This window comes from Maricaulis sp. (genome assembly GCF_015665295.1).
Classification (GTDB): domain Bacteria; phylum Pseudomonadota; class Alphaproteobacteria; order Caulobacterales; family Maricaulaceae; genus Maricaulis.
Window position 1 is genome coordinate 24326 of sequence record NZ_JADFAJ010000018.1, and the last position, 18483, is coordinate 42808.

At 66.2% G+C, this 18483-nt stretch carries 20 protein-coding genes; 6 read left to right on the forward strand and 14 right to left on the reverse strand.

What is annotated here, in order from left to right; genetic code table 11:
- Positions 1-34 precede the first annotated feature (34 nt).
- A complete protein-coding gene (locus QZZ02_RS09400) occupies positions 35-2212 on the forward strand; it encodes a hypothetical protein (protein ID WP_291843924.1) in 2178 nt (725 codons plus the stop codon).
- Here QZZ02_RS09400 and QZZ02_RS09405 read toward each other — a convergent pair.
- Positions 2209-3582 (reverse strand): cytochrome P450, encoded by a 1374-nt coding sequence (locus QZZ02_RS09405; protein WP_291843925.1) that lies wholly within the window; start codon positions 3580-3582, stop codon positions 2209-2211. The two genes, QZZ02_RS09400 and QZZ02_RS09405, sit on opposite strands and share 4 nt — an antisense overlap.
- A 111-nt stretch (positions 3583-3693) precedes the next feature.
- Between QZZ02_RS09405 and QZZ02_RS09410 the strand changes: the two genes are divergently transcribed.
- On the forward strand, positions 3694-4455 hold the full coding sequence (locus tag QZZ02_RS09410) for a hypothetical protein (RefSeq protein ID WP_291843926.1): 762 nt from the start codon (positions 3694-3696) through the stop codon (positions 4453-4455).
- Positions 4456-4462: 7 nt separating this feature from the next.
- On the opposite strand, the gene QZZ02_RS09415 is transcribed toward QZZ02_RS09410, so the two are convergent.
- On the reverse strand, positions 4463-5089 hold the full coding sequence (locus tag QZZ02_RS09415) for a helix-turn-helix transcriptional regulator (RefSeq protein WP_291843927.1): 627 nt from the start codon (positions 5087-5089) through the stop codon (positions 4463-4465).
- Positions 5090-5171: 82 nt separating this feature from the next.
- Between QZZ02_RS09415 and QZZ02_RS09420 the strand changes: the two genes are divergently transcribed.
- Positions 5172-5531: a DUF952 domain-containing protein gene (locus tag QZZ02_RS09420; protein ID WP_291843929.1), complete on the forward strand. Its 360-nt coding sequence runs from the start codon at positions 5172-5174 to the stop codon at positions 5529-5531.
- Positions 5528-6559 carry a quinone-dependent dihydroorotate dehydrogenase gene (locus QZZ02_RS09425; protein WP_291843930.1) on the forward strand — a complete coding sequence of 344 codons (1032 nt, stop codon included), beginning with the start codon at positions 5528-5530 and terminating at the stop codon, positions 6557-6559. The genes QZZ02_RS09420 and QZZ02_RS09425 overlap by 4 nt, the downstream gene beginning before the upstream one ends.
- Here the strand turns inward: QZZ02_RS09425 and QZZ02_RS09430 are convergent.
- The 11 genes from QZZ02_RS09430 to QZZ02_RS09480 form a co-directional block, all read right to left on the reverse strand.
- On the reverse strand, positions 6511-7878 hold the full coding sequence (locus QZZ02_RS09430) for an MATE family efflux transporter (protein WP_291843931.1): 1368 nt from the start codon (positions 7876-7878) through the stop codon (positions 6511-6513). The genes QZZ02_RS09425 and QZZ02_RS09430 overlap by 49 nt on opposite strands.
- A gap of 47 nt (positions 7879-7925) precedes the next feature.
- Positions 7926-8270, reverse strand: a complete 345-nt coding sequence (locus QZZ02_RS09435) for a UrcA family protein (protein ID WP_291843932.1) — start codon at positions 8268-8270, stop codon at positions 7926-7928.
- 148 nt (positions 8271-8418) lie between these two features.
- Positions 8419-8787, reverse strand: coding sequence for a thiol-disulfide oxidoreductase DCC family protein (locus QZZ02_RS09440; RefSeq protein WP_291843933.1), 369 nt, complete (start codon positions 8785-8787; stop codon positions 8419-8421).
- A 98-nt stretch (positions 8788-8885) separates the two neighbouring features.
- Positions 8886-9206: a UrcA family protein gene (locus tag QZZ02_RS09445; protein WP_291843934.1), complete on the reverse strand. Its 321-nt coding sequence runs from the start codon at positions 9204-9206 to the stop codon at positions 8886-8888.
- A gap of 214 nt (positions 9207-9420) precedes the next feature.
- Positions 9421-9846, reverse strand: a complete 426-nt coding sequence (locus tag QZZ02_RS09450) for a PaaI family thioesterase (RefSeq protein ID WP_291843935.1) — start codon at positions 9844-9846, stop codon at positions 9421-9423.
- Positions 9843-10331 (reverse strand): PaaI family thioesterase, encoded by a 489-nt coding sequence (locus QZZ02_RS09455; protein ID WP_291843936.1) that lies wholly within the window; start codon positions 10329-10331, stop codon positions 9843-9845. Before QZZ02_RS09455 ends, QZZ02_RS09450 begins: the two co-directional genes overlap by 4 nt.
- A 60-nt stretch (positions 10332-10391) precedes the next feature.
- Positions 10392-11225, reverse strand: coding sequence for a response regulator (locus tag QZZ02_RS09460; protein WP_291843937.1), 834 nt, complete (start codon positions 11223-11225; stop codon positions 10392-10394).
- A 74-nt stretch (positions 11226-11299) separates the two neighbouring features.
- Positions 11300-11620: a DUF6460 domain-containing protein gene (locus tag QZZ02_RS09465; protein ID WP_291843938.1), complete on the reverse strand. Its 321-nt coding sequence runs from the start codon at positions 11618-11620 to the stop codon at positions 11300-11302.
- A gap of 60 nt (positions 11621-11680) precedes the next feature.
- Positions 11681-12511 carry a mechanosensitive ion channel domain-containing protein gene (locus tag QZZ02_RS09470; RefSeq protein ID WP_291843939.1) on the reverse strand — a complete coding sequence of 277 codons (831 nt, stop codon included), beginning with the start codon at positions 12509-12511 and terminating at the stop codon, positions 11681-11683.
- A gap of 75 nt (positions 12512-12586) precedes the next feature.
- Positions 12587-13318, reverse strand: a complete 732-nt coding sequence (locus tag QZZ02_RS09475; protein ID WP_291843940.1) for a hypothetical protein — start codon at positions 13316-13318, stop codon at positions 12587-12589.
- 81 nt (positions 13319-13399) lie between these two features.
- Complete coding sequence (locus QZZ02_RS09480) at positions 13400-14347, reverse strand: hypothetical protein (RefSeq protein ID WP_291843941.1); 948 nt, start codon at positions 14345-14347, stop codon at positions 13400-13402.
- 137 nt (positions 14348-14484) lie between these two features.
- On the opposite strand from QZZ02_RS09480, the gene QZZ02_RS09485 reads away from it, so the two are divergent.
- A complete protein-coding gene (locus tag QZZ02_RS09485; RefSeq protein WP_291843942.1) occupies positions 14485-16971 on the forward strand; it encodes a ligase-associated DNA damage response DEXH box helicase in 2487 nt (828 codons plus the stop codon).
- Positions 16964-17665 carry a ligase-associated DNA damage response endonuclease PdeM gene (gene pdeM, locus QZZ02_RS09490; RefSeq protein ID WP_291843943.1) on the forward strand — a complete coding sequence of 234 codons (702 nt, stop codon included), beginning with the start codon at positions 16964-16966 and terminating at the stop codon, positions 17663-17665. Before QZZ02_RS09485 ends, pdeM begins: the two co-directional genes overlap by 8 nt.
- A 314-nt stretch (positions 17666-17979) precedes the next feature.
- Here pdeM and QZZ02_RS09495 read toward each other — a convergent pair whose 3' ends face one another.
- Positions 17980-18450, reverse strand: a complete 471-nt coding sequence (locus QZZ02_RS09495) for a DUF3429 domain-containing protein (RefSeq protein ID WP_291843944.1) — start codon at positions 18448-18450, stop codon at positions 17980-17982.
- Between the last annotated feature and the right edge of the window lie 33 nt (positions 18451-18483).

Genomic DNA, 18483 nt, shown 5'->3' on the forward strand with positions numbered 1-18483 from the left:
GATCTTGGCGCGCGCATCCGGGAAGGGTTTTGCATTGACCAGGACACACGGCTGTTTACTGGCCCTGGCGGGAGGGCTCTGCCTCGCCGGCCTGGCACCGGCCGCGTCGCTGGCGGATGATGCCGGCCTGGTTGCGCCGGAATCGGGTGTCGCTGTCTACACGCCCGCCGCCTTCGCCGAGTTCCTGCCCCGCACGGCGCTCGACCTGGTCTGGCAATTGCCCGGCTTCGGTCTTGATGGCGGCGACAATGTCCGGGGTCTGTCCGGGGCGCAGGGCAATGTCCTCATCAATGGTCGCCGGCCGCCGCGCGGGAGCGGCTCGCTGGAAGGGCGCATCCGCGCCATCCGCGTCGAGGATGTAATCCGCCTCGAGCTGATCGAACCCGGCGCCCGCGAAGTCGACATGCAGGGTTATGCGCGTGTCCTCAACATTGTCACCCGTTCGACCGCGGCGACGCGCGTTGACGGTCGCATCGAGCTTGAACCCCGCGAGGACGGTGGCGAGGAATACCAGGGCGAGCTGACCACCGCCTTCACATCCGGCCGGGTCGAGCTGGAGGCGCGAATAGATCTGTATGACGAGAGCCTGACGGACTATTCGGAAATCCGCAGTTCGACCGCCGATGAGCCCTTTGCGCGCGCCTCGGTCGACGAGATCGAAAGCCGGACGCGGCGCGACTGGCAGACCCTGGCGCGTGTCCTGGTCGACCCTGACAACGAGCTGGAATTCAGCCTGTCCAGCGAGCGGCGCGACGATGCCAGCCGGCCGGCGCCGGACGCCCTGCCGGAAAATGGTGCGTTGGAGAGCGGGCGCTGGAATTTCCTCTCGCATTTCGGGTCTGCCCGCTGGCGTCATGACTGGAACGACGCCATCCAGCTGACTGCCCTGGTGACCCGGCGCCGGGGCGAGGCGGTCAATACCGATGATCTGCTTTCCGGTGGGGTCTCCAGCCGCTCCGATTCGCGACGTGAGACCGGCGAGACCGCTGCCCGGGCAGATCTGCGCTGGCGCCCGGGCGACCGGCTGGTGATCGAGACCGGTGCGGCCTGGGCCAGCAACACGCTCACCGGCACGTCCTCGGCTTTTATTGATGGTGTCGAACAGGAGGTTGATGGTGATGATGCCGAGGTCGAGGAAACCCGCACGGCGCTGCTCGCATCAGGAACCTGGACGCCGGCTTCCGACGTGTCGGTCACGCTCGGGGGCCGGGTCGAGCAATTCGCGCTCGACAGTTCCAATGAAGGCGGCGCGGCACTCAGCCTGACCGATATCGCGCCGCGTGCCGATCTCAACTGGGCGCTGTCCGAGACCTGGACGCTTCGGCTCAGCACCGAGCGGCGAGTGGGCCAGCTGGATCTGGGGCTCTTTCTCGCCTCAACCGATCTGGACAACGCCCTCAGCACGGCCGGCGCCGCCACGCTTGAACCACCGCGTGACTGGCTTCATCAGGTGACTCTGGACCGGCGTTCGGGCGAGCGCGACCTGGTGCGCCTGGAAGCTGTCGCGCGCCGGTCGGACAATCCGGTTTCCAGTATTCTCGACAGCGACGGCAATGTCCGTCCGGCCAATATATCGCAAGAGCGCGTGGCACGCCTCACAGCCGAATTCGAGTTGGACCTCGCGCGGTTCGGGTTCGACGGCCTGCGGATGGATGGCCAGGCGACGCGTCGCTGGTCAGACCGGCTCGACCCACTGCAGGGCTTTTCCCGCACCACGTCCGGTCACCGTGATTACGAGCTGAGATTTGGTCTGCGCCAGGAATGGGCGGATGGGCGCTATGTCGCCGCCGTCAGGTTCAGGAAACGGGGGCCCGCCACGCACTATTGGCTGACCGAGATCCGAAAGGAAAACAACGGGCTGGAAGTTGATCTGGACGGCGAATGGCGACATTCCGGGCGCTGGCGTACCGGGGTCGCGACACGCTGGAATGGCGATCGGCGCGACAGCATCTACGTCTTTGACGGGGTGCGCACGTCTGCCACCGGCCCGGTTCTGGTCAACACGCTCGACCGGTCCGAGGGCGTCTACGTGAATCTCTGGTCGGAATGGGAGGTGCGGCGCGCGGCCTTTTTGCGGCTTTCCTTCCGGTCCGACCGTGACCGCGCCGGAACCAGCCGGGTCGAGACTTCCGAGGGTCAGTTCCGCGACCGGCTATCGCGGCAATCCGATGCGGTTCCGTCCCTGAACATCCGGCTGCGCTTTCAGCGCTAGCGCGCGCTGAGTCGCATCGGCATGGGTGTGTCTGGCTGCAGGGTGATACGCATCACCGGCACCGGATCGCGTTCTCCGGCGAAATCGAAGCGCAGGTGCCGGAGAAGGCAGGCCATCACAATCACCATCTCCATCATCGCAAAACGGGCACCGATGCACACGCGCGGCCCCAGTCCGAAGGGCAGGTAGGCGTCGCGCGGGATGGCGGCAGCCGCGTCGCCGAGAAAGCGGTCGGGGCGGAACTCGTCGGGATGTTGCCAGATGTCGCGCTGGCGGTGCAGCAGCCAGGTCGAGACCAGGACATCGGTTCCCGCAGGCACCGGCAGGCCAACCACCAGATCCCATTCCTGCGACGTCCGGGCCAGCATGGGCGCTGACGGGTAGAGGCGCAAACTCTCCTTCAAAACGGCTTCGGTGAAGGGCAATTGACTGGTCCAGCCGGCCGCCTCGCGGCCATCAAGGTCCGCCGCATCAATCTCCGCCTCGACCCTTTCGCGCGATTGCGTGTCACGCGACAGGAGATAGAGGGTCCATGCCAGTGATCGGGCCGTGGTTTCGTGGCCAGCCGCGAGGAAGGTCAGCAGATTGTCAATGACGGCCGTATCGTCCAGCCCGGCGCCGAGCAGGAGGTCGAGAAAGTCGGGTGTCCGGCCGGCCTGCTCGGGCGAGGGCGCAGCCCGGCGGGCTGACGCGACTGCGCCGACCTGGTCGCGCAGGTCGGCGATGACCTGGCGCGACTTGCCCTGGCCAACACGTGGAATCCAGCCCGGCAAGTGCATCAGGTCGAACGGGTGCGGAATGCCGGAGATTTCCAGGAGGTCACATATGCCCCGCGTGAAGCGCGCCTTGTCGAGCGCTTCGTCGCCGGAAAACAGCGTCTCCATCAACACGTCCAGGGTCAGATCAACCATCAGGTCGGACACGCTGATCGTCGCCCCCGCCTGGCCGGCCAGGCGCTCTGCCGCACTGTCACACACGGCACGGATCTGCGGCGCAAATCCGTTGACCTTGCGCGGCGTGAAGACGGGGGACACGGCCTTGCGCGCGGTTTTCCAGATATCGCCTTCGGCAGTGAGCAGCCCGTCGCGCAGGAAGGGGCGGAGTACCGCCTGGCGCAGCGGGTTCATGGTGAAGTTGGCGGCGTTCGCGACGAAACAGTGATGGATCGCAGCCGGATCATTGAGGATCAGGCTGGACCGGCCGAGAAAGCGGAAGGGCGCCAGCCGGATCGAGAAATGGTGCTCGCCCCAGATTTCCAGCGGATTGCGCTGCATGGCCCTGAAATACGTCCAGTAGTCCGACGGCATCAGCTTGCCGACGCCGCTATAGCTGGCATAGGGCGGTTTCGGGGGCGAGAAGGCGAGGGTCATGCAGGTTTCCTTGTACGGGATCGAACCTAGCCCGTTCGGCACATCACACCAGCGCGCGAAAAGTCGCGCCTGCCGCTTGCGCCCGCGCACCGCTGATCTAGTGTTTCCCCCATGATCCGTTTCATCGTGCTCCTTGCCCTGTTTGTCCTGTCCGCGCCGGTCCAGGCCGATCGTGCCGCCGCCGAGGCGGCCTACCGCGAAGGTGCCTGGGAGCGCGCCGCGAATGAAGCGCAACGCCTTGAGACCGCAGACGGTTATGCCTTCGCGGCCGGAGCCTTGCTGGCCAGGTTGATGGTCGAGGATGCCGGCGTCGATCGCGAAGCGCTTGCCGAGCGTGCCATCGACCTTGCCGAATACGCCCTGCACCTGGACGAGGATCATCTTGAAGCGCGCCTCCGGCTCGCTGCTGCCCTCGGTTTCCGCGGCCGCTACATGAGCGGCTGGCGCGCCTATCTGACCCGGCTGCCGCAGCGCGGCCGCGACCTGCTCGAAGAAGTCGTCGCCCGCCAGCCCGACAATGCCTGGGCGCTCGGCATGCTGGGCGCATGGCATCTCGAGGTCGCGCGTCGCGGCGGCTCGCGCGGTCTGCGCGCCCTCGATGCTTCGGTGGAAGCCGGAATGGGCTATTACTCGCAGGCGATCGCCCTTGATCCGGGCAGTCCCGCTCCGCGCTATTTCGAAGCGCTCGGACTGGCCGCGCTCGATGAGCCGGCCTATGACATGCGCATCCGTGAACTGGTTGAAACCGGGCGCCAATTGCCGCCGCGCGATGCATTCGAGACCGCTATCCTGGGCGAGCTGGACGAGTTTGCGTCCCGCCTTCACGACCGGCGGGCGGCGGCAGCCTGGGCCGACTCGCGCCTCCAGCGGTGATCTGCGCTTACTGGCTGACCCAGACGATACGGGCGATCCAGGCAATATGGGTCAGCGGCAGGGTGATGCATGGGCGCAGCGGGTCGAGTGGCGTCAGGCGGACCCCCTGCACGGTCTTCTCGGCCAGCGTCCAGGCGGCCCGGCTTCCGTCGCGCCGCTGGATGATGACACGGTCGCCGACCCGCGTCGGCGCCTCATGTGACACCACGAGCCGGTCGCCGGGTCGATAGACTGGCAGCATCGTCTCGTCCTGGACCGTCAGGGCATAGGCTTCCCCCGGGGCAAGGCCGGGAAAGGGAATGGCCTCCCAGTCGGCGCCGACCGGAAGGCCCGCCGCGTCGAAGGGGTCGCTGGTCCCGCCATCCGCCAGCCCGCGCGAGGGCAGGGCGGACGTTCGTGGCTGGCCGCTGATCAGGCCGGCAAAATCATCGAAACCCAGATTGGCAGCGGCCAGGGCCTTGGCGATGCTTTCGGTCGATGGCCAGCGCGCCTTCTTGCCGTCGGCGGAAACTCTTTTGGACGGGTTGAAGGTGGTTGAATCAAGGCCCGCGCGACGGGCCAATCCGGACGGGCTGGTCTGCGCGTGCCGGGCAAGGCGGTCGATCCCGCGCCAGATGTCCTCATGGGTCAGCATGGGCGAGAAACGCTATAGGAAAATTGTCCCATGCGCGAGTCGCGTGCTTGCCCGAATCCGCCCCCGGGGCTAGTGGGTGCCCATGACCACACGAACCGCATATCGACTGGCCACCATTGATCGCTGGTCGCAGGTGATGGCCGAGGGCCGCTTCACCGGTGATCCGCATGATGTCGCCGACGGTTTCATCCACCTGTCGGCTGCCGACCAGGTCGAGGGAACCTTGATCAAGCATTATGACAGCCATGAGCGCCTGCTTCTCGTCGAGATCGACCTTGAGGCGCTGGGTGGCAGCGTGAAATGGGAGAAATCCCGGGGCGGCGCGCTCTTTCCGCATGTCTATGGCGCGATACCGGCCAGCGTCGTGCGGGGCATCCGGCATGTCCGTCGCAATGAGGAGGGTGACTGGATCCTCCCGTCCGATCTGGAGAGCCGCTCATGATCCATGATCTCGCCACCCGGCTTCTGCACGCCTTCGAGCCGGAGACTGCCCACCGGCTGGGTCTCCTCGGACTCAAGGCCGGTCTCGGACCCCGTCAGCTGCGCCGCGATCCGGCGATACTCAAGACGTCGCTGGCGGGCCTCGATCTGCCGAATCCGGTGGGACTCGCTGCCGGCTTCGACAAGAATGCCGAAGCGCCGGATGCGCTGCTTGCAGCCGGTTTCGGCTTTGTTGAATGCGGCGCGGTGACACCGCGCAGCCAGGACGGCAAGCCACGTCCGCGCATTTTCCGGCTGGCCGAGGATCGCGCCGTCATCAACCGCATGGGATTCCCCAATCAGGGGCTCGACGTCTTCCGGGCGCGGCTGGAGAAACGCGCTGGGCGACCGGGTATCGTCGGCGTCAATCTCGGGGCCAATCTGGACAGTGAGGACCGCGTCAGCGATTACGTCACCTGTCTGGCCGCGCTGCAGGACCTGGCGCAATTCTTCACGGTCAATGTCTCCTCGCCCAACACGCCCGGCCTGCGCACGCTGCAATCCTCCAGTGCACTCGATGACTTGCTGACGGCTGTCGCGGCGGTTGGAGCCAAGGCTCCGGTCTTCCTGAAGATTGCGCCGGATATCGATGACGCCGAAGCCGATGTGATGGTGTCGGCGATCACCCGCCACAAGCTGGATGGCATCATTATCTCCAACACCACCCTGACCCGGCCGGAAAGTCTTGTCAGCGGCCATATGGGCGAGGGGGGCGGCTTGTCCGGCCCGCCGATCTTCGCGCGCTCGACCGAGCTGGTCCGTGTCTTCCGCAAGGCGGCCGGACCGGAGATGGCGATCATTGGCGTCGGTGGCATCGCCTGTGCCGATACTGCCTACGCCAAGATCCGCGCCGGCGCCAATGCGATCCAGCTTTATACCGGCCTGATCTATGAGGGGCCCGGTCTGGTCCAGCGGATCAAGCGCGGACTCGCCGAGCGGCTTCAGGTGGACGGGTTCGCGTCGGTCGGCGAGGCTGTCGGCGTCGAGTGAAGCCGGTGCTCGAGCGCCGGATAGGCGCTCATCAGGGTCGCGGCGCGAGCCAGGTAGAAGATCAGGAAAGCCGCCCAGACGCCGTGATTGGCGTAGAGGGGTGACAGGATCGCGTCGGCGGCAAGATAGACCGCGACGGCGACCAGTCCGGCATTGCGCAGTATCTTGCCACTTGTCGTGCCGATGAAGATGCCATCCATCAACCAGGCTGGCGCGCCCAGCAGCGGCACCACGGCGCACCAGGGCAGGTAGGCGATCGCCGCGGCGCGGGCTTCGGGGTCTTCGATGAGCGCGGTCAGGGCGGTCGGGCCGAACAGCCAGGTCGCGATTGCAAAGGCGCCGCCGGCCAGCAGCATGGGTTCGCCCGTCAACAGGACCGAGCGCCGCAGATCGGTCACCGAGCGTCGACCGAAGGCGCGTCCCGCCTCGGTCTCGGCCACGAAGGCGAAGGCATCAAGGACGAAGGCCCAGACCGAGATGACCTGCAGCAGGACGTGATTGCCGGCCAGCGCTGCCGTGCCCTGCCGGGCGCCGGCATTGGCGAACCAGGTAAAGCCGATCACCAGGCACCAGGTCCGGATCATCAGGTTCACATTGACCTGGAACAATTCGCGGATGGCGGCGGGATCTAGCAGGCGGGCACGGTCAAGAACGCCGTCGGCCCAGCCCTCCTGGCGGCGCAGCGTATCAGCCATGAAGGCCAGTCCGACCAGGAGTGCGACCCATTCGGCGATTGCGGTCGCGGCGCCAACCCCGCCCGGTCCAAGACCCAGCCCGAGCACGAACCACAGATCAAGGGCGATATTGACCAGGCTGAAGACGACATAGATGGCGAGCGTCGCGGCATTGCGTCCCAGTCCGATCAGCCAGCCCGAGAGCGCAAAGCAGGCCAGGGCGGCCGGTGCCCCCCAGGCGCGGGCGAGGAGGTAGTCGGCGCCCTTGTCCTCGACGCGGGCCTCGCCCTGCAGGAGGGCAAAGCCGCCCAGTGCGATCAGGTCGCGAAGCAGGAAGATGGCCAGCCCGAAGGCGGCGGCTATCGCGAGGGCTCTCAGCAGGATGCGCTGGGTCTCGGCGCGCTCTCCGGCCCCGTCCGCCTGGGCAGTCAGGCCGGTTGTGCCCATGCGCAGGAAGTAGAAGCTCCAGTAGAAGACCGAGAACAGCGCGCCGCCCAGCGCCACGCCGCCGAGGTCAGCCTTGTCGCCGGACAGGCCGAGCACGAAGGTGTCGGCGACTCCGGCGAGCGGGACGGCAGCATTGGCAAAGACGAGGGGCCAGGCACGCTTGATGACGTCGAGCCGGGTCAGGGACGGAACAGACATGTCCCGCACCTAGCCCGGCCCGCCGAGGCAGGCAATAGACGAACAGGTCAGCCCTGATCCGTCGTCGAGGCTTCGGCCAGGGTCAGCGCGCGCGAGCGATGCAGCTCGAGCTGGTCGAGGGCGCGAGCGGTGGAATCGCGGATGCAGGCGGTGAGCGCCACAGGACGCAACAGGTCGCCCAGCAATTGCGCCCGGCAGACATTGCGGGCCGCGGTCTCAATCCGCCCGCGCAGGCTCTGATAGCGCGCCGGATCGGTCAGGTCCGCAGCTTCAAAGGGGATCTCGGCCAGGGTGTGCGCCGGCGGTTCGGCAGCGCTGTTGCCTGCCGGTCCGGCCAGGGCTGTTGCCAGGGCGAACAGGCCGACGGTGGGGACGAAAATGGGGTGTCTCATGGTGTTCTCCAGGATGGGCTCCTGCATCATGCAAACATGCATGGCGCGGCGGGTCTTATTTGGTAAGGCCTGATCGGGAGTCCATAGGGAGAGTGCCAAGTTAGATCTTGGGCATCAATACAAAAATGTATAGTGACGGGATCGACTGTCAGTCCGAGCGGGCGCAGACATCGTCACGGCAGGTCTGCCGGGGCCGGTAAGGCGCGATCAGGCGATAGACGCGGTCAAGCGGGATGCGGATCCAGGCCGGTCGCGTCAGCCATGCCAGCCAACCCCATCCCGGTGTCCGCTCCCAGATCGCCAGGAAGGCCGCCCAGCCATCGACCACAAGCCCGTCGGGCAATCGGACATGCAGGCTGGCGAGTGCCGCGTCACGATCAACATCGCCCGGCATGTCGCCATTGCAATCGTGGAGCTGGATGAGATCCGGGGCGCGCCGCACATAGCCGGCCATCTCGTGTCGGCAGATCGGGCAGAGCCCGTCATAATAGGCGGTAACGGCATTGGTGTGTGTCATGCGGCCAGATTGCACCCTGTGCGCCCGTTGCGCGAGAGGGCACAGCGTCGCAGGCGACCGCGCCAGCCCCCGGGGCGGCCGCCTGGAAGCCTGGTCGTTTACTGCGCGCTGATCACGACCGCTACGTCGCGGCTGTTGACTTCGGCGTGCTGGCGATTGAGCTGGGACATCGCGTCCGAGAAAGTCGCATCGAAACACGCTTCGCGGACACGGATGGCAACGATGCCGTGCAGGCCGTGCGGCCGGCAAACCCGTTCGGTGGCTTCGCGGATACGGTTCTCGACCGAAGTCCATCCTGCTTCACTTTCAAGGTCTGCGGTATGAAAGTGAATGACCTGGCTGGGCGCATTGTCGGCACTGACAGCAATCGGTGTCAGGCTCAGGCTCGCAGCGATTGCGGCCATGGATGTGATAAGCATGGGGCTGTCTCCTCAGGCGTGGCCGGTCACCCCTCTGTGACCTGTCACCACGACATCAAGACTGCCCGTCGCCGACTCTCTGCGCCCTGACCGGCTCAGTAAACCTTTGAGAGAATTCGGTTAGAAAATGTCGCGCTTGTAAGGGCGAGGTAAGCCTGATTCAGGTTTGCGCGACGAATGGGAGCGTTTCGGATCCCAACGACACCCGTCCGGCTCACAGTGCCTCGGAACTGCCCTGCGCCGGCGTAATCAGGAAATGCCCGTGCAGGGTCGCAACCGGGGCATCAATCCGGTTTTGCCAGGCTTCGACGCGGACATTGGCGACGCGGCGACCGGAGCGCGCGACGACGGCCCGCGCATAGACATCCTGGGCCCGCGCCGGACGCAGATAGTCAATGGCCACATCGATCGGCTTGGGCAGGCGTTCGAGCGGCTGGCTGGCGAGCAATGAGGCCGAGGCCACGATTTCAAGGAAGGCGCCGACGGCACCGCCATGCAGGGCCGGGATCAGCGGATTGCCAACAAGGTGGTCGGCAAAGGGCAGGACGCCGGTCAACTCATTGCCCCGGCGGTCAAGCCGGACGCCGAAGCGGGCCACATAGGGCGCCGCCATGAGGGTTTCGAGCAGAACCGGATTCATTCCATCCGCCCTTCGGTATAGGCGCGACGGGCACGTTCCTGTGCCGCCTTGGAGGCCTTGGTGATCATGAAGGCGGCCTGGGCGATGGCGACCGGGTCGTCCGGATCGCCATCATGGGCCGTGGCCCGGACAAAAGCGACGAGGCCGTGTGATTTGAGGCAGCTGGCCTCGGCGGTGACATCCAGGCCCGGCCTGGCCGGTCGCAGATAGTCGATCCGCAGATCGAGCGTCGCGGGTGTGTCCTTGGCACCGAAACCGGCAAAGGCCGCCATGCCGCAGGCATGGTCGAGCAGGGCGGTTATCACGCCGCCATGCAGTGTTCCGGCATCCGGGTCACCGACCAGGCTTTCATCATAGCGCGCGCCCATCACCGCCCGTCCGGGTGTCAGGGCCTTGAGCGACAGGCCCAGCGCGACGGCATGCGGCGAACCGTCCACGATCAGCGGAGCGATGGAATCGAGGCGGGACTGTATGTCGTCGGTCATGGCGATCCTGCGGGTCTGGACAGACTTGATAAGCCAGCCCGGCCCGTCCCGGAAGCCGCCTTAGCGGCGCCCCATGCGCTTGGCGACGACCTGTTCGAGGCCGGACACGACCGGTTCACGCAACGGATTGCCGTCCTCAGCCATGCGGGCGAGCTGAGCGAGGGCGGCGCGGTGCATCTCGACGACCTCGGCTTCGACTGCCGTATATTCGTGCACTGCCGTGATAAAGCGCTGCAGGGAGCGGCCGACGCGAATGGCCAGCCGGTCCCCGGTGAGTTGCGTTTCGTGGGACAGTGCAATCGCGGCGGCGCGGGCGGCGGCCAGGGGCGTCGTCAGGTCGTCGGCAACGTCGGCCATGCGCTTGTAGGCCGGACCATGTGCCTTGCGCGGACGTCTTCGGCGGTCGGGTCCGGTGAACCGCGATGCGCTGATGAAGGCACGTGGCTGGGCGTGGAGTGACCGCAGCCGGTCCTGCAGCGTCACAGGGGCGATCGGTGTGATCAGGAACTCGGAAACCCCGGCATCACGCGCCCGCTCGATTTCCCGCCGCGAGCGCGGTTGGGAAATCAGGACAATCGGTGTGTCGCGGTAGGGGGCATTTTCGGTCTCGCGGATCGACCGCACGAGTTTCAGGCGGTCTTCCGCCGGATCGTCATGCTCGTGCCAGTCCGCAATGATGACACTCGGCGTCCGTTCGCCAATCTGGGCCATCGCGGCGTCGCCACGTTTGGCGATCATGACGTTTTCGGCGCCACCATCCCGCAGGAGGCCGATCAGCATATTGCGCAGGAAGCCGTTCGACTCAAGCAGCAGCGGGGCTCCGCTGCAGGCCTGGAAGTCGGTGGCGGGCATGGTCGTGGCCGCACTTGACGGGTTTCGCACAAGGGATGTCATGCCAATCCCGTAACCCATCTTCCTTGCCAACCGGCAAAGGAGGATAGTTAACGAAAGCGGAATGTCGGCCGGACTCAGTTGCGCCGCAGGGCACCGAGGACCCGGAACACGATCCAGATCGGAATGACCAGGATGGCGCCGAGCAGGAAGTATTCGATCGCCCAGCCCACCGAATGGGTCAGGAAATCGATGAACCGTCCCCAGGATTCCGCAATGGTCCCGAAAAAGTCGACCCAGAGCCGGCGTGGATTGACGTGGAAGGCGGCCAGGACAAAGCCGGCCAGGACACACAGGACCACGACGCGGATGATGTCGGTCGAGCCGACCCGGATCAGGCGCTGGACGAATGTGGTGCGGCCGGTGGGGCGGCTGCTCGATGTATCGCGATCTGTCATGCGGTCAGCTTACCCCCAAATGCGGCGCAATCGGGGCCGCAGCCCCGATGCCCGTGCGGATCAGCCCTTGCGGGCGATATTGACGCGATGCGGGTAGGGAATGGAGATGCCGTTCTTGTCAAAGGCCTCTTTGACATTCTTCATCGCATCGAAATGCACGCCCCAGTAATCACCGGTATTGCACCAGGCGCGGGTCACGATATCGACCGAGCTTTCGCCGTGGGCCTTGACCGCGGTGAAGACCGCCGGGTCGGAATGGACCCGCTCGTCGGCGCCGATCGTGTCGCTGATCACCTGCATCGCCTTGGAAATGTCATCGCCATAATCGATCGAAAAGACAAGATCGACGCGGCGGGTCGGATTGGCGGAATAATTGGTGATCGTGTCACCCCAGGACTTGCCGTTGGGGATGATGATTTTCTTGTTGTCACCGGTCGCCAGCACCGTCGTGAAAAGTGTGATTTCCTGGACTGCGCCGGACGTGCCCGCCAGTTCCACCCAGTCGCCGAGACGATAGGGGCGGAACAGGATCAGCATGACGCCGGCGGCGAGGTTGGACAGCGTGCCCTGCAGGGCCAGACCGATCGCCAGCGAAGCCGCGCCGAGTGTTGCGACGAAGCTGGTCGTGGGAATGCCGAATGTGCCGAGCATGGCGATGACGACCATCGCCATGATGCCGTAATAGGCCAGTGATCCGAAAAAGCTGCCCAGCGTGTCGTCCATGCGCTCGCTCTTGAGCACGGCATTGCGGATCGCCTTGCGAACCGAGCCGGCAATCGCCAGGCCGACGATGAGAATGATGGCGGCGAGCACGACATTGGTGCTGGCTGCAATACCGGTCTCGACCAGGGTCGCGAGCGTTTCCGGATTCATGAGGTCTTCGGGATTCATGGCTTGCCCCCCTTGGCATTCAGTCCTGAAAATCTCCCTAGCACCCTTCTCCCGGCAAGGGAAAGCGCGTTTTGATCAGCCGTCGCCACGCTCTGCGGTGCTGGGCTGCGTACCGCGCACGATGTCGATTTTCTGCCAGATCTTGGCCGACATGTTGGAGGTCAGGCTCTCAATGTCATTGACCGCGGCGATCACGACGGGATCGCGCGAGCTTTGGGCGTAAAGCGCGGCAATCTTGCCCGCCAGGCTGAGCGCCTCCGCGCAATAATCGAGATAGCGGCCCAACTCGAACTCGGTCATGGCCCGCTCGGGCGAGGCGGCAGTGCGCGGCCCCAGACGCAGCAGCGCTGTCGGATCCTTGGTCAGCTGGTGCATGTCGATGACATGGGCGATCGAGCGCAATTCGTGCAGGTCATCCAGCGCTAGCGAGCGCTTCAGGCGTTCCTCGACCCGGGTCAGGGTAAAGATCGCGACGGCTGCCAGAATGACGATGTTCAACCCGGCTTCGACGCCTTCGAATACGGTGAAGACGTCAGCCTGCCCGCTGTTGACCTGGGCCCAGGCGAATACCTGGGTGCCGACGTAGACCAGGCCCGCAAGCGCGAGCAGGACCGCGAGCAGCGTACCGCTGCGCAGGAGAAAATAGGGACGGGACAGTCGCTGGCTGCGCCGACGGTCACGCTTGGCGAGGCCGATCAGCTCGTCGATGACATTATTGAGGCTGGCGCTGGCGAAACGGTCACGGCATCGCGCCGCGAGGCGTTCCAGCGTGGCCACAATATGATCCGAACTGAGTTGCCTGAACACGACGCCCCCCCTGCGCGCGGCCTCTCATCGGCAGGCAGCAACCCAGTCCTAGCCCGGACAGGCCGGACCTGTCACGCCGGTTCAGCTCGCTGCGGCCACGGCTGCCGTGGTTCCTGCAACGGCAGCGATCACCGCCGCCTGGGCAGCCAGGATGGCGGCGAGGTCGCGGGCCGCGGCGTGCGGCTGGCTGGTGCCGGTCTGGGCCTGGGCAAGGCGCATGGCGAGGCGCGCCGCAACCTGGCCCGACGGACGCGGCCGCAGGGCCCTGACGGTTTCGAAGCTGGAGACCAGACGGTCGGCTGTCTCGGCGCCACGTCCGCGGGCGGCCAGAACCGCCAGGCCGGTCTTGCCGACGCCATTGCGCAGCACGGGCCGGCCGCGCACCGCCGTGTTGAGGCTGGTCCAGGCTGCGGCGATCTCGCCGTGATCGATCGGTCCGAGGCAGATTTCCTGGGCCGCGCCTTCGACATGATGACCCGGTACGCCGGCGGCGCGCAGGGCATTGCGGGCGCGGTCGAGCTTCTTGCGGGCACAGTCCGGTGTTTCGCCCATGGCGGCAAAGGTCGCCGCGAGGACATCCTCGCGAGCCGGAACGCGGCGCCACCAGGGCAGGGCGATCTCGTCGAGAATGTCAAAAAACGTGTCGACCTGCCCCGTCTCTCCGCCGGCGACGGCGAGCGCCAGCGCGGCGCAGGAGCCACCATGGCTGAGCATGCGGCTGCCGCGCTCGCGGCGGCGCTCGTTCAGCGCTTCGCGGATGGCAAAGAACTGGTCTGCCGTGCGATTGGAGGACGCCAGGGCGGCGGAGAAGACGAGGCGCATGGCCCGGCCCGGCGAGCGCCAGCTTCCCAGGCCTTCATTCATCCGGTCGCGGATGGTCAGGGTGCGGTCGGTGAGCACGTCGGGCGTTTCGGTCGCGGAGATGCAGGCCAGGGCAGAGAAGCGGCCATACAGGCACTCACCCTTGCTGGCGCGTTCACTGAACGCAGCATCAAGCCGTTGAAACCGTTCAATGACGGCGTTGACCATGACCCAATTTCCCTCGCTAATGGCAAACTCGCCTGTCACCATGGCGAAAACGGGGCAAAACGGGCAGGGGGATGCTCAGGGCAGTCATCCCCCCCTTGGGAAAGGGCGCGGACCGCAAGGCGCGCCAGGACAGCGTCATGCCGACTGCACCAGCCCCGGATCTCGCACCTTCCGTGTTGCCGGAACGCTTTGCGGACTGGTTCGCCGCGCGTGGCTGGCAGGCGCGCTCCCACCAGCTCGAGATGATCGAAACGGCGCAGGCCGGCGAGGACGCCCTGCTGATCGCGCCCACCGGCGGCGGCAAGACGCTGGGCGGCTTCCTGCCCAGCCTGATCGATCTTGCGGCCCGGACCCATGGTCAGGGCAAGACACGGCCACACCGGCTGCACACGCTGTATGTCTCGCCGCTCAAGGCGCTGTCGGTCGACGTCGCCCGCAATCTTGTGATCCCGGTCGAGGAGATGGGGCTGGACCTGCGCATCGAGACGCGGACCGGCGACACGTCGGCAGCCAAGCGCCAGCGCCAGCGGGCCCATCCGCCGGACATCCTTTTGACCACGCCGGAACAGCTCGCCCTGTTCTGCGCCACAGCCAATGCCGAGGCCCTTTTCCGCGACCTGCGCCGGATCATCATCGACGAGATCCACGCCATCGCACCGCAAAAGCGCGGCGACCTGCTCTCGCTCGATCTGGCCACCATCCGTCAGTGGGCGCCGGACGCCAGTCGCGCCGGCCTGTCCGCAACCATTGCCGATGAGGGCGGTCTGGCGCGCTGGCTCGTCGCCCAGCCCGCCGGCGGTGATCGCTTTGCACGCATCGTCCGCGGGGAAGCCGGCGCCCGTCCCGAGGTGGAAATCCTCGATCCGGCGGATCGCATTCCCTGGGCCGGGCATTCCGGTCGTCATGCGCTGGGCGATGTCTATGAACGCATCAGGGCAGCGAAGATGGCGCTCGTCTTCGTCAATACGCGCTCCCAGGCCGAGCTGACCTTCCAGGAACTCTGGGCGCGCAATGACGCCAACCTGCCCATCGCCCTGCATCATGGATCGCTGTCGCCGGAACAGCGCCGCAAGGTGGAAAAGGCAATGGCTGAGGGGCGGTTGAAGGCTGTCGTGTGTACCTCGACCCTCGATCTCGGCATCGACTGGGGCGATGTCGACCTGGTGATCCAGATGGGGGCGCCGAAGGGCTCTTCCCGCCTGATCCAGCGGCTTGGCCGTTCCAACCACAGGCTTGATGCTCCGTCGCGTGCCTTGCTGGCGCCGACCAATCGTTTCGAGCATCTGGAATGCCAGGCGGCCCGCCAGGCGGTCGCCGAGAATGCGCTTGATGGCGAGCCGCTGGCGGCCGGATCACTGGACGTCCTGGCCCAGCACATCATGGGGCGCGGCTGCGGCGACGGGTTCGAGGCGGATGCCCTGTTCGACGAGGTCCGCAGCGCAGCGCCCTATGCCGAGATCGACCGCGAGACTTTCGACCGGGTGCTCGATTTCACGGCCACCGGTGGCTATGCCCTCAATACCTACGAGCGTTTCCGGCGTCTGGTTAAGCGCAAGGACGGCCGCTGGCTGGCCCGCACGCCGCAGATCGCCCAGCGCTACAGGATGAATGTCGGCACGATCGTCGAGGCGCCGATGCTGGATGTGGTGGTGTCCGGTCGCGGCCGCGGCGGGCACCGGCTCGGGCAGGTCGAGGAATGGTTCGTCGAACAGCTCAGCCCCGGCGACACGTTCATTTTCGCCGGCCAGGTGCTGCGCTTTGTCGCGATCGAGGAGATGTCGGCCAGGGTTACCCGTGCCGCCGATGCCGATCCCAAGATCCCGTTCTACCAGGGCGGCAAGTTTCCCCTTTCCACCTATCTCGCCGAGCGCGTCCGCGACATGGTCCAGCATCCCGACCAGTGGGGCGAGCTGCCCGAGCAGGTCCGCGACTGGCTGAGCCTCCAGGCGAGCCGTTCGCGATTGCCCGACGCGCACGGCCTGCTGGTGGAAACCTTCCCGCGATCGGCCCGCTACTACATGGTCTGCTACCCGTTCGAGGGACGGCTGGCGCACCAGACCCTCGGCATGCTCTTGACCCGCCGCCTCGAACGCCTCGGCATGCGACCGATGGGTTTTGTCGCCAATGAATATGCCGTCTCGGTCTGGGGGCTGCGTGACCTGTCCGGCCTCGACTTCAATGCGCTGTTCGACGAGGACATGATGGGGGATGATCTCGATGCCTGGCTGGCCGAGAGCCAGCTCATGAAGCGCACCTTCCGCAATTGTGCCGTCATCGCCGGCCTGATCGAGCGCCGCTTTCCCGGTCAGGAGAAGTCGGGCCGCCAGATCACCTTCTCGACCGACCTGATCTATGACGTGCTGCGCGAACACGAGCCGGATCATGTCCTGCTGCGGGCCGCCTGGCAGGATGCCGCCGCCGGCCTGCTCGACATTCGCCGCCTCGGCGAGGCGCTGACCCGGGTGAAGGGGCGGATCAGCCATGTCGGTCTCGACCGGATCTCGCCTTTGGCCGTGCCGGTCATGCTGGAGATCGGCAAGGAACCTGTTTATGGCGAGGGTCATGACAGCATCCTCGAGGATGCCGCAGACGAGTTGATCGCGGAGGCCCTCCGGCTTGACTGACACAATTGCGGATCATGCCTTCAGCCTCGCCGGAGAAGCGGCGATTGCCGATGCCGAGGGTGTACTGGTTCTGCCCGATCGCGGCGTGCTGGTGGTCTCCGACCTGCATTTCGAGAAGGGCTCGTCCTATGGCATGGGCGGCCAGATGCTGCCGCCCTATGATACGCGCACCACGCTGCGCCGGCTTGGCGCTGCCATCGCCCGGCACCGGCCCCGGACCGTGATCGCGCTGGGCGACAGTTTCCATGACCGCCTCGCCGACCGCCGCATGGACGGGGCCGATGTCGAACGGCTCGCAGATCTCGTCGCCAGTGTGTCGCGCTGGGTCTGGATCGAGGGCAATCATGATCCGGCGCCGCCGCCGCAGTTTGGCGGCGAGGTACGCCACACGCTTGAACTGGGCGGTCTGGTCCTGCGCCACGAGCCGACCGAGGGGGCAGCGCCGGGCGAGGTCGCCGGACACCTGCATCCCTGCGCGAAGGTGCGCGGCAAGGGGCGGGCGGTGCGGGCGCGCTGCTTTGCGACCGATGGCGAGCGGTTGATCATGCCGGCTTTCGGCGCCTTTACCGGCGGGTTGAATGTCTGTGACCCGGCCTTTGTCCGCTGTTTCGGTGGGGTGCCGGGCGCCCTCGTCATGGGGCGGGCACGGATCTATGCGGTTGCCGCGAAATCATGTGTGCCGGACCGGCGCTAGGCGCTTCCAGGCGGATTCCGTCGCGCCAGACCCCACATGTCAGGATTCCTTGCCTGCGGCCGGGCATCCAGCGCCATCAGGTCCTTGATCACGGTATCCCGGTCGGACCCGCAGGCCGTCACAAGCTGGTCGAGGCTGCGCCAGGTTCAGCGCTCGTCTTCCAGCATCTCCAGCAAGCGCTTGCGGCGCGCGCGCGTTAGCGACCCGGATTGCCAGTAGCGAACCCAGCTCAGCAGACTGTCGGACAGGTCGCTGATCCATCCCATGGCACCATGATGCCATGTTTTATGTCAGGGTTGAACGCCCGGCCCGTGTCAGACGCTCGCCGCGTAGAGGCCGAGCATGCCGAGCGCTGCCAGCGCCGCGCCGAGCGTCAGCAGGCTTCGAAGCCGGCCATACCAATGCGGCAGTGAGCCGGATCGTGTTGCGTGGCGGTCCCAGCGCCAGTGCAGGACGAGACCGATCAGGACAAGCGAGATGCCGGGCAGGACAGCTCCGGCCCAATAGGCGATCACGGCGGCAAGCCCGGCAAGGCTGGGCAGGACGGAGAGTCCGTAGGTCAGCGCGCTTGCTGGCACGGCACGGGCCATTGCGTGGCCCCACCGCACACCGCCCAGAAAACCGAGAATGATCGCGCCATAGACGATGAAGAGCGCGGTCTCGGCGGCAGCGCTGCGGCCGGAGAGCACGGCCTGCGTCGCGAGCCCGACCGGCAGCCAGAACGGAATCCAGCCGGCAAGACCGAGCCAGAGGGTGATGGTGAGGCGGGAGGCAGGTGTGCTCATGATGCAGAAATAGGCAGACGCCGCGGATTGGAA

What these genes read in the sequence shown, in the direction of transcription:
- QZZ02_RS09405 (WP_291843925.1), bottom strand. Translation starts at nt 3,582, where the DNA reads ATGACCCTCGCCTTCTCGCCCCCGAAACCGCCCTATGCCAGCTATAGC.
- QZZ02_RS09410 (WP_291843926.1), top strand. Translation starts at nt 3,694, where the DNA reads ATGATCCGTTTCATCGTGCTCCTTGCCCTGTTTGTCCTGTCCGCGCCG.
- QZZ02_RS09415 (WP_291843927.1), bottom strand. Translation starts at nt 5,089, where the DNA reads ATGCTGACCCATGAGGACATCTGGCGCGGGATCGACCGCCTTGCCCGG.
- QZZ02_RS09420 (WP_291843929.1), top strand. Translation starts at nt 5,172, where the DNA reads ATGACCACACGAACCGCATATCGACTGGCCACCATTGATCGCTGGTCG.
- QZZ02_RS09425 (WP_291843930.1), top strand. Translation starts at nt 5,528, where the DNA reads ATGATCCATGATCTCGCCACCCGGCTTCTGCACGCCTTCGAGCCGGAG.
- QZZ02_RS09430 (WP_291843931.1), bottom strand. Translation starts at nt 7,878, where the DNA reads ATGTCTGTTCCGTCCCTGACCCGGCTCGACGTCATCAAGCGTGCCTGG.
- QZZ02_RS09435 (WP_291843932.1), bottom strand. Translation starts at nt 8,270, where the DNA reads ATGAGACACCCCATTTTCGTCCCCACCGTCGGCCTGTTCGCCCTGGCA.
- QZZ02_RS09440 (WP_291843933.1), bottom strand. Translation starts at nt 8,787, where the DNA reads ATGACACACACCAATGCCGTTACCGCCTATTATGACGGGCTCTGCCCG.
- QZZ02_RS09445 (WP_291843934.1), bottom strand. Translation starts at nt 9,206, where the DNA reads ATGCTTATCACATCCATGGCCGCAATCGCTGCGAGCCTGAGCCTGACA.
- QZZ02_RS09450 (WP_291843935.1), bottom strand. Translation starts at nt 9,846, where the DNA reads ATGAATCCGGTTCTGCTCGAAACCCTCATGGCGGCGCCCTATGTGGCC.
- QZZ02_RS09455 (WP_291843936.1), bottom strand. Translation starts at nt 10,331, where the DNA reads ATGACCGACGACATACAGTCCCGCCTCGATTCCATCGCTCCGCTGATC.
- QZZ02_RS09460 (WP_291843937.1), bottom strand. Translation starts at nt 11,225, where the DNA reads ATGACATCCCTTGTGCGAAACCCGTCAAGTGCGGCCACGACCATGCCC.
- QZZ02_RS09465 (WP_291843938.1), bottom strand. Translation starts at nt 11,620, where the DNA reads ATGACAGATCGCGATACATCGAGCAGCCGCCCCACCGGCCGCACCACA.
- QZZ02_RS09470 (WP_291843939.1), bottom strand. Translation starts at nt 12,511, where the DNA reads ATGAATCCCGAAGACCTCATGAATCCGGAAACGCTCGCGACCCTGGTC.
- QZZ02_RS09480 (WP_291843941.1), bottom strand. Translation starts at nt 14,347, where the DNA reads ATGGTCAACGCCGTCATTGAACGGTTTCAACGGCTTGATGCTGCGTTC.
- QZZ02_RS09485 (WP_291843942.1), top strand. Translation starts at nt 14,485, where the DNA reads ATGCCGACTGCACCAGCCCCGGATCTCGCACCTTCCGTGTTGCCGGAA.
- QZZ02_RS09495 (WP_291843944.1), bottom strand. Translation starts at nt 18,450, where the DNA reads ATGAGCACACCTGCCTCCCGCCTCACCATCACCCTCTGGCTCGGTCTT.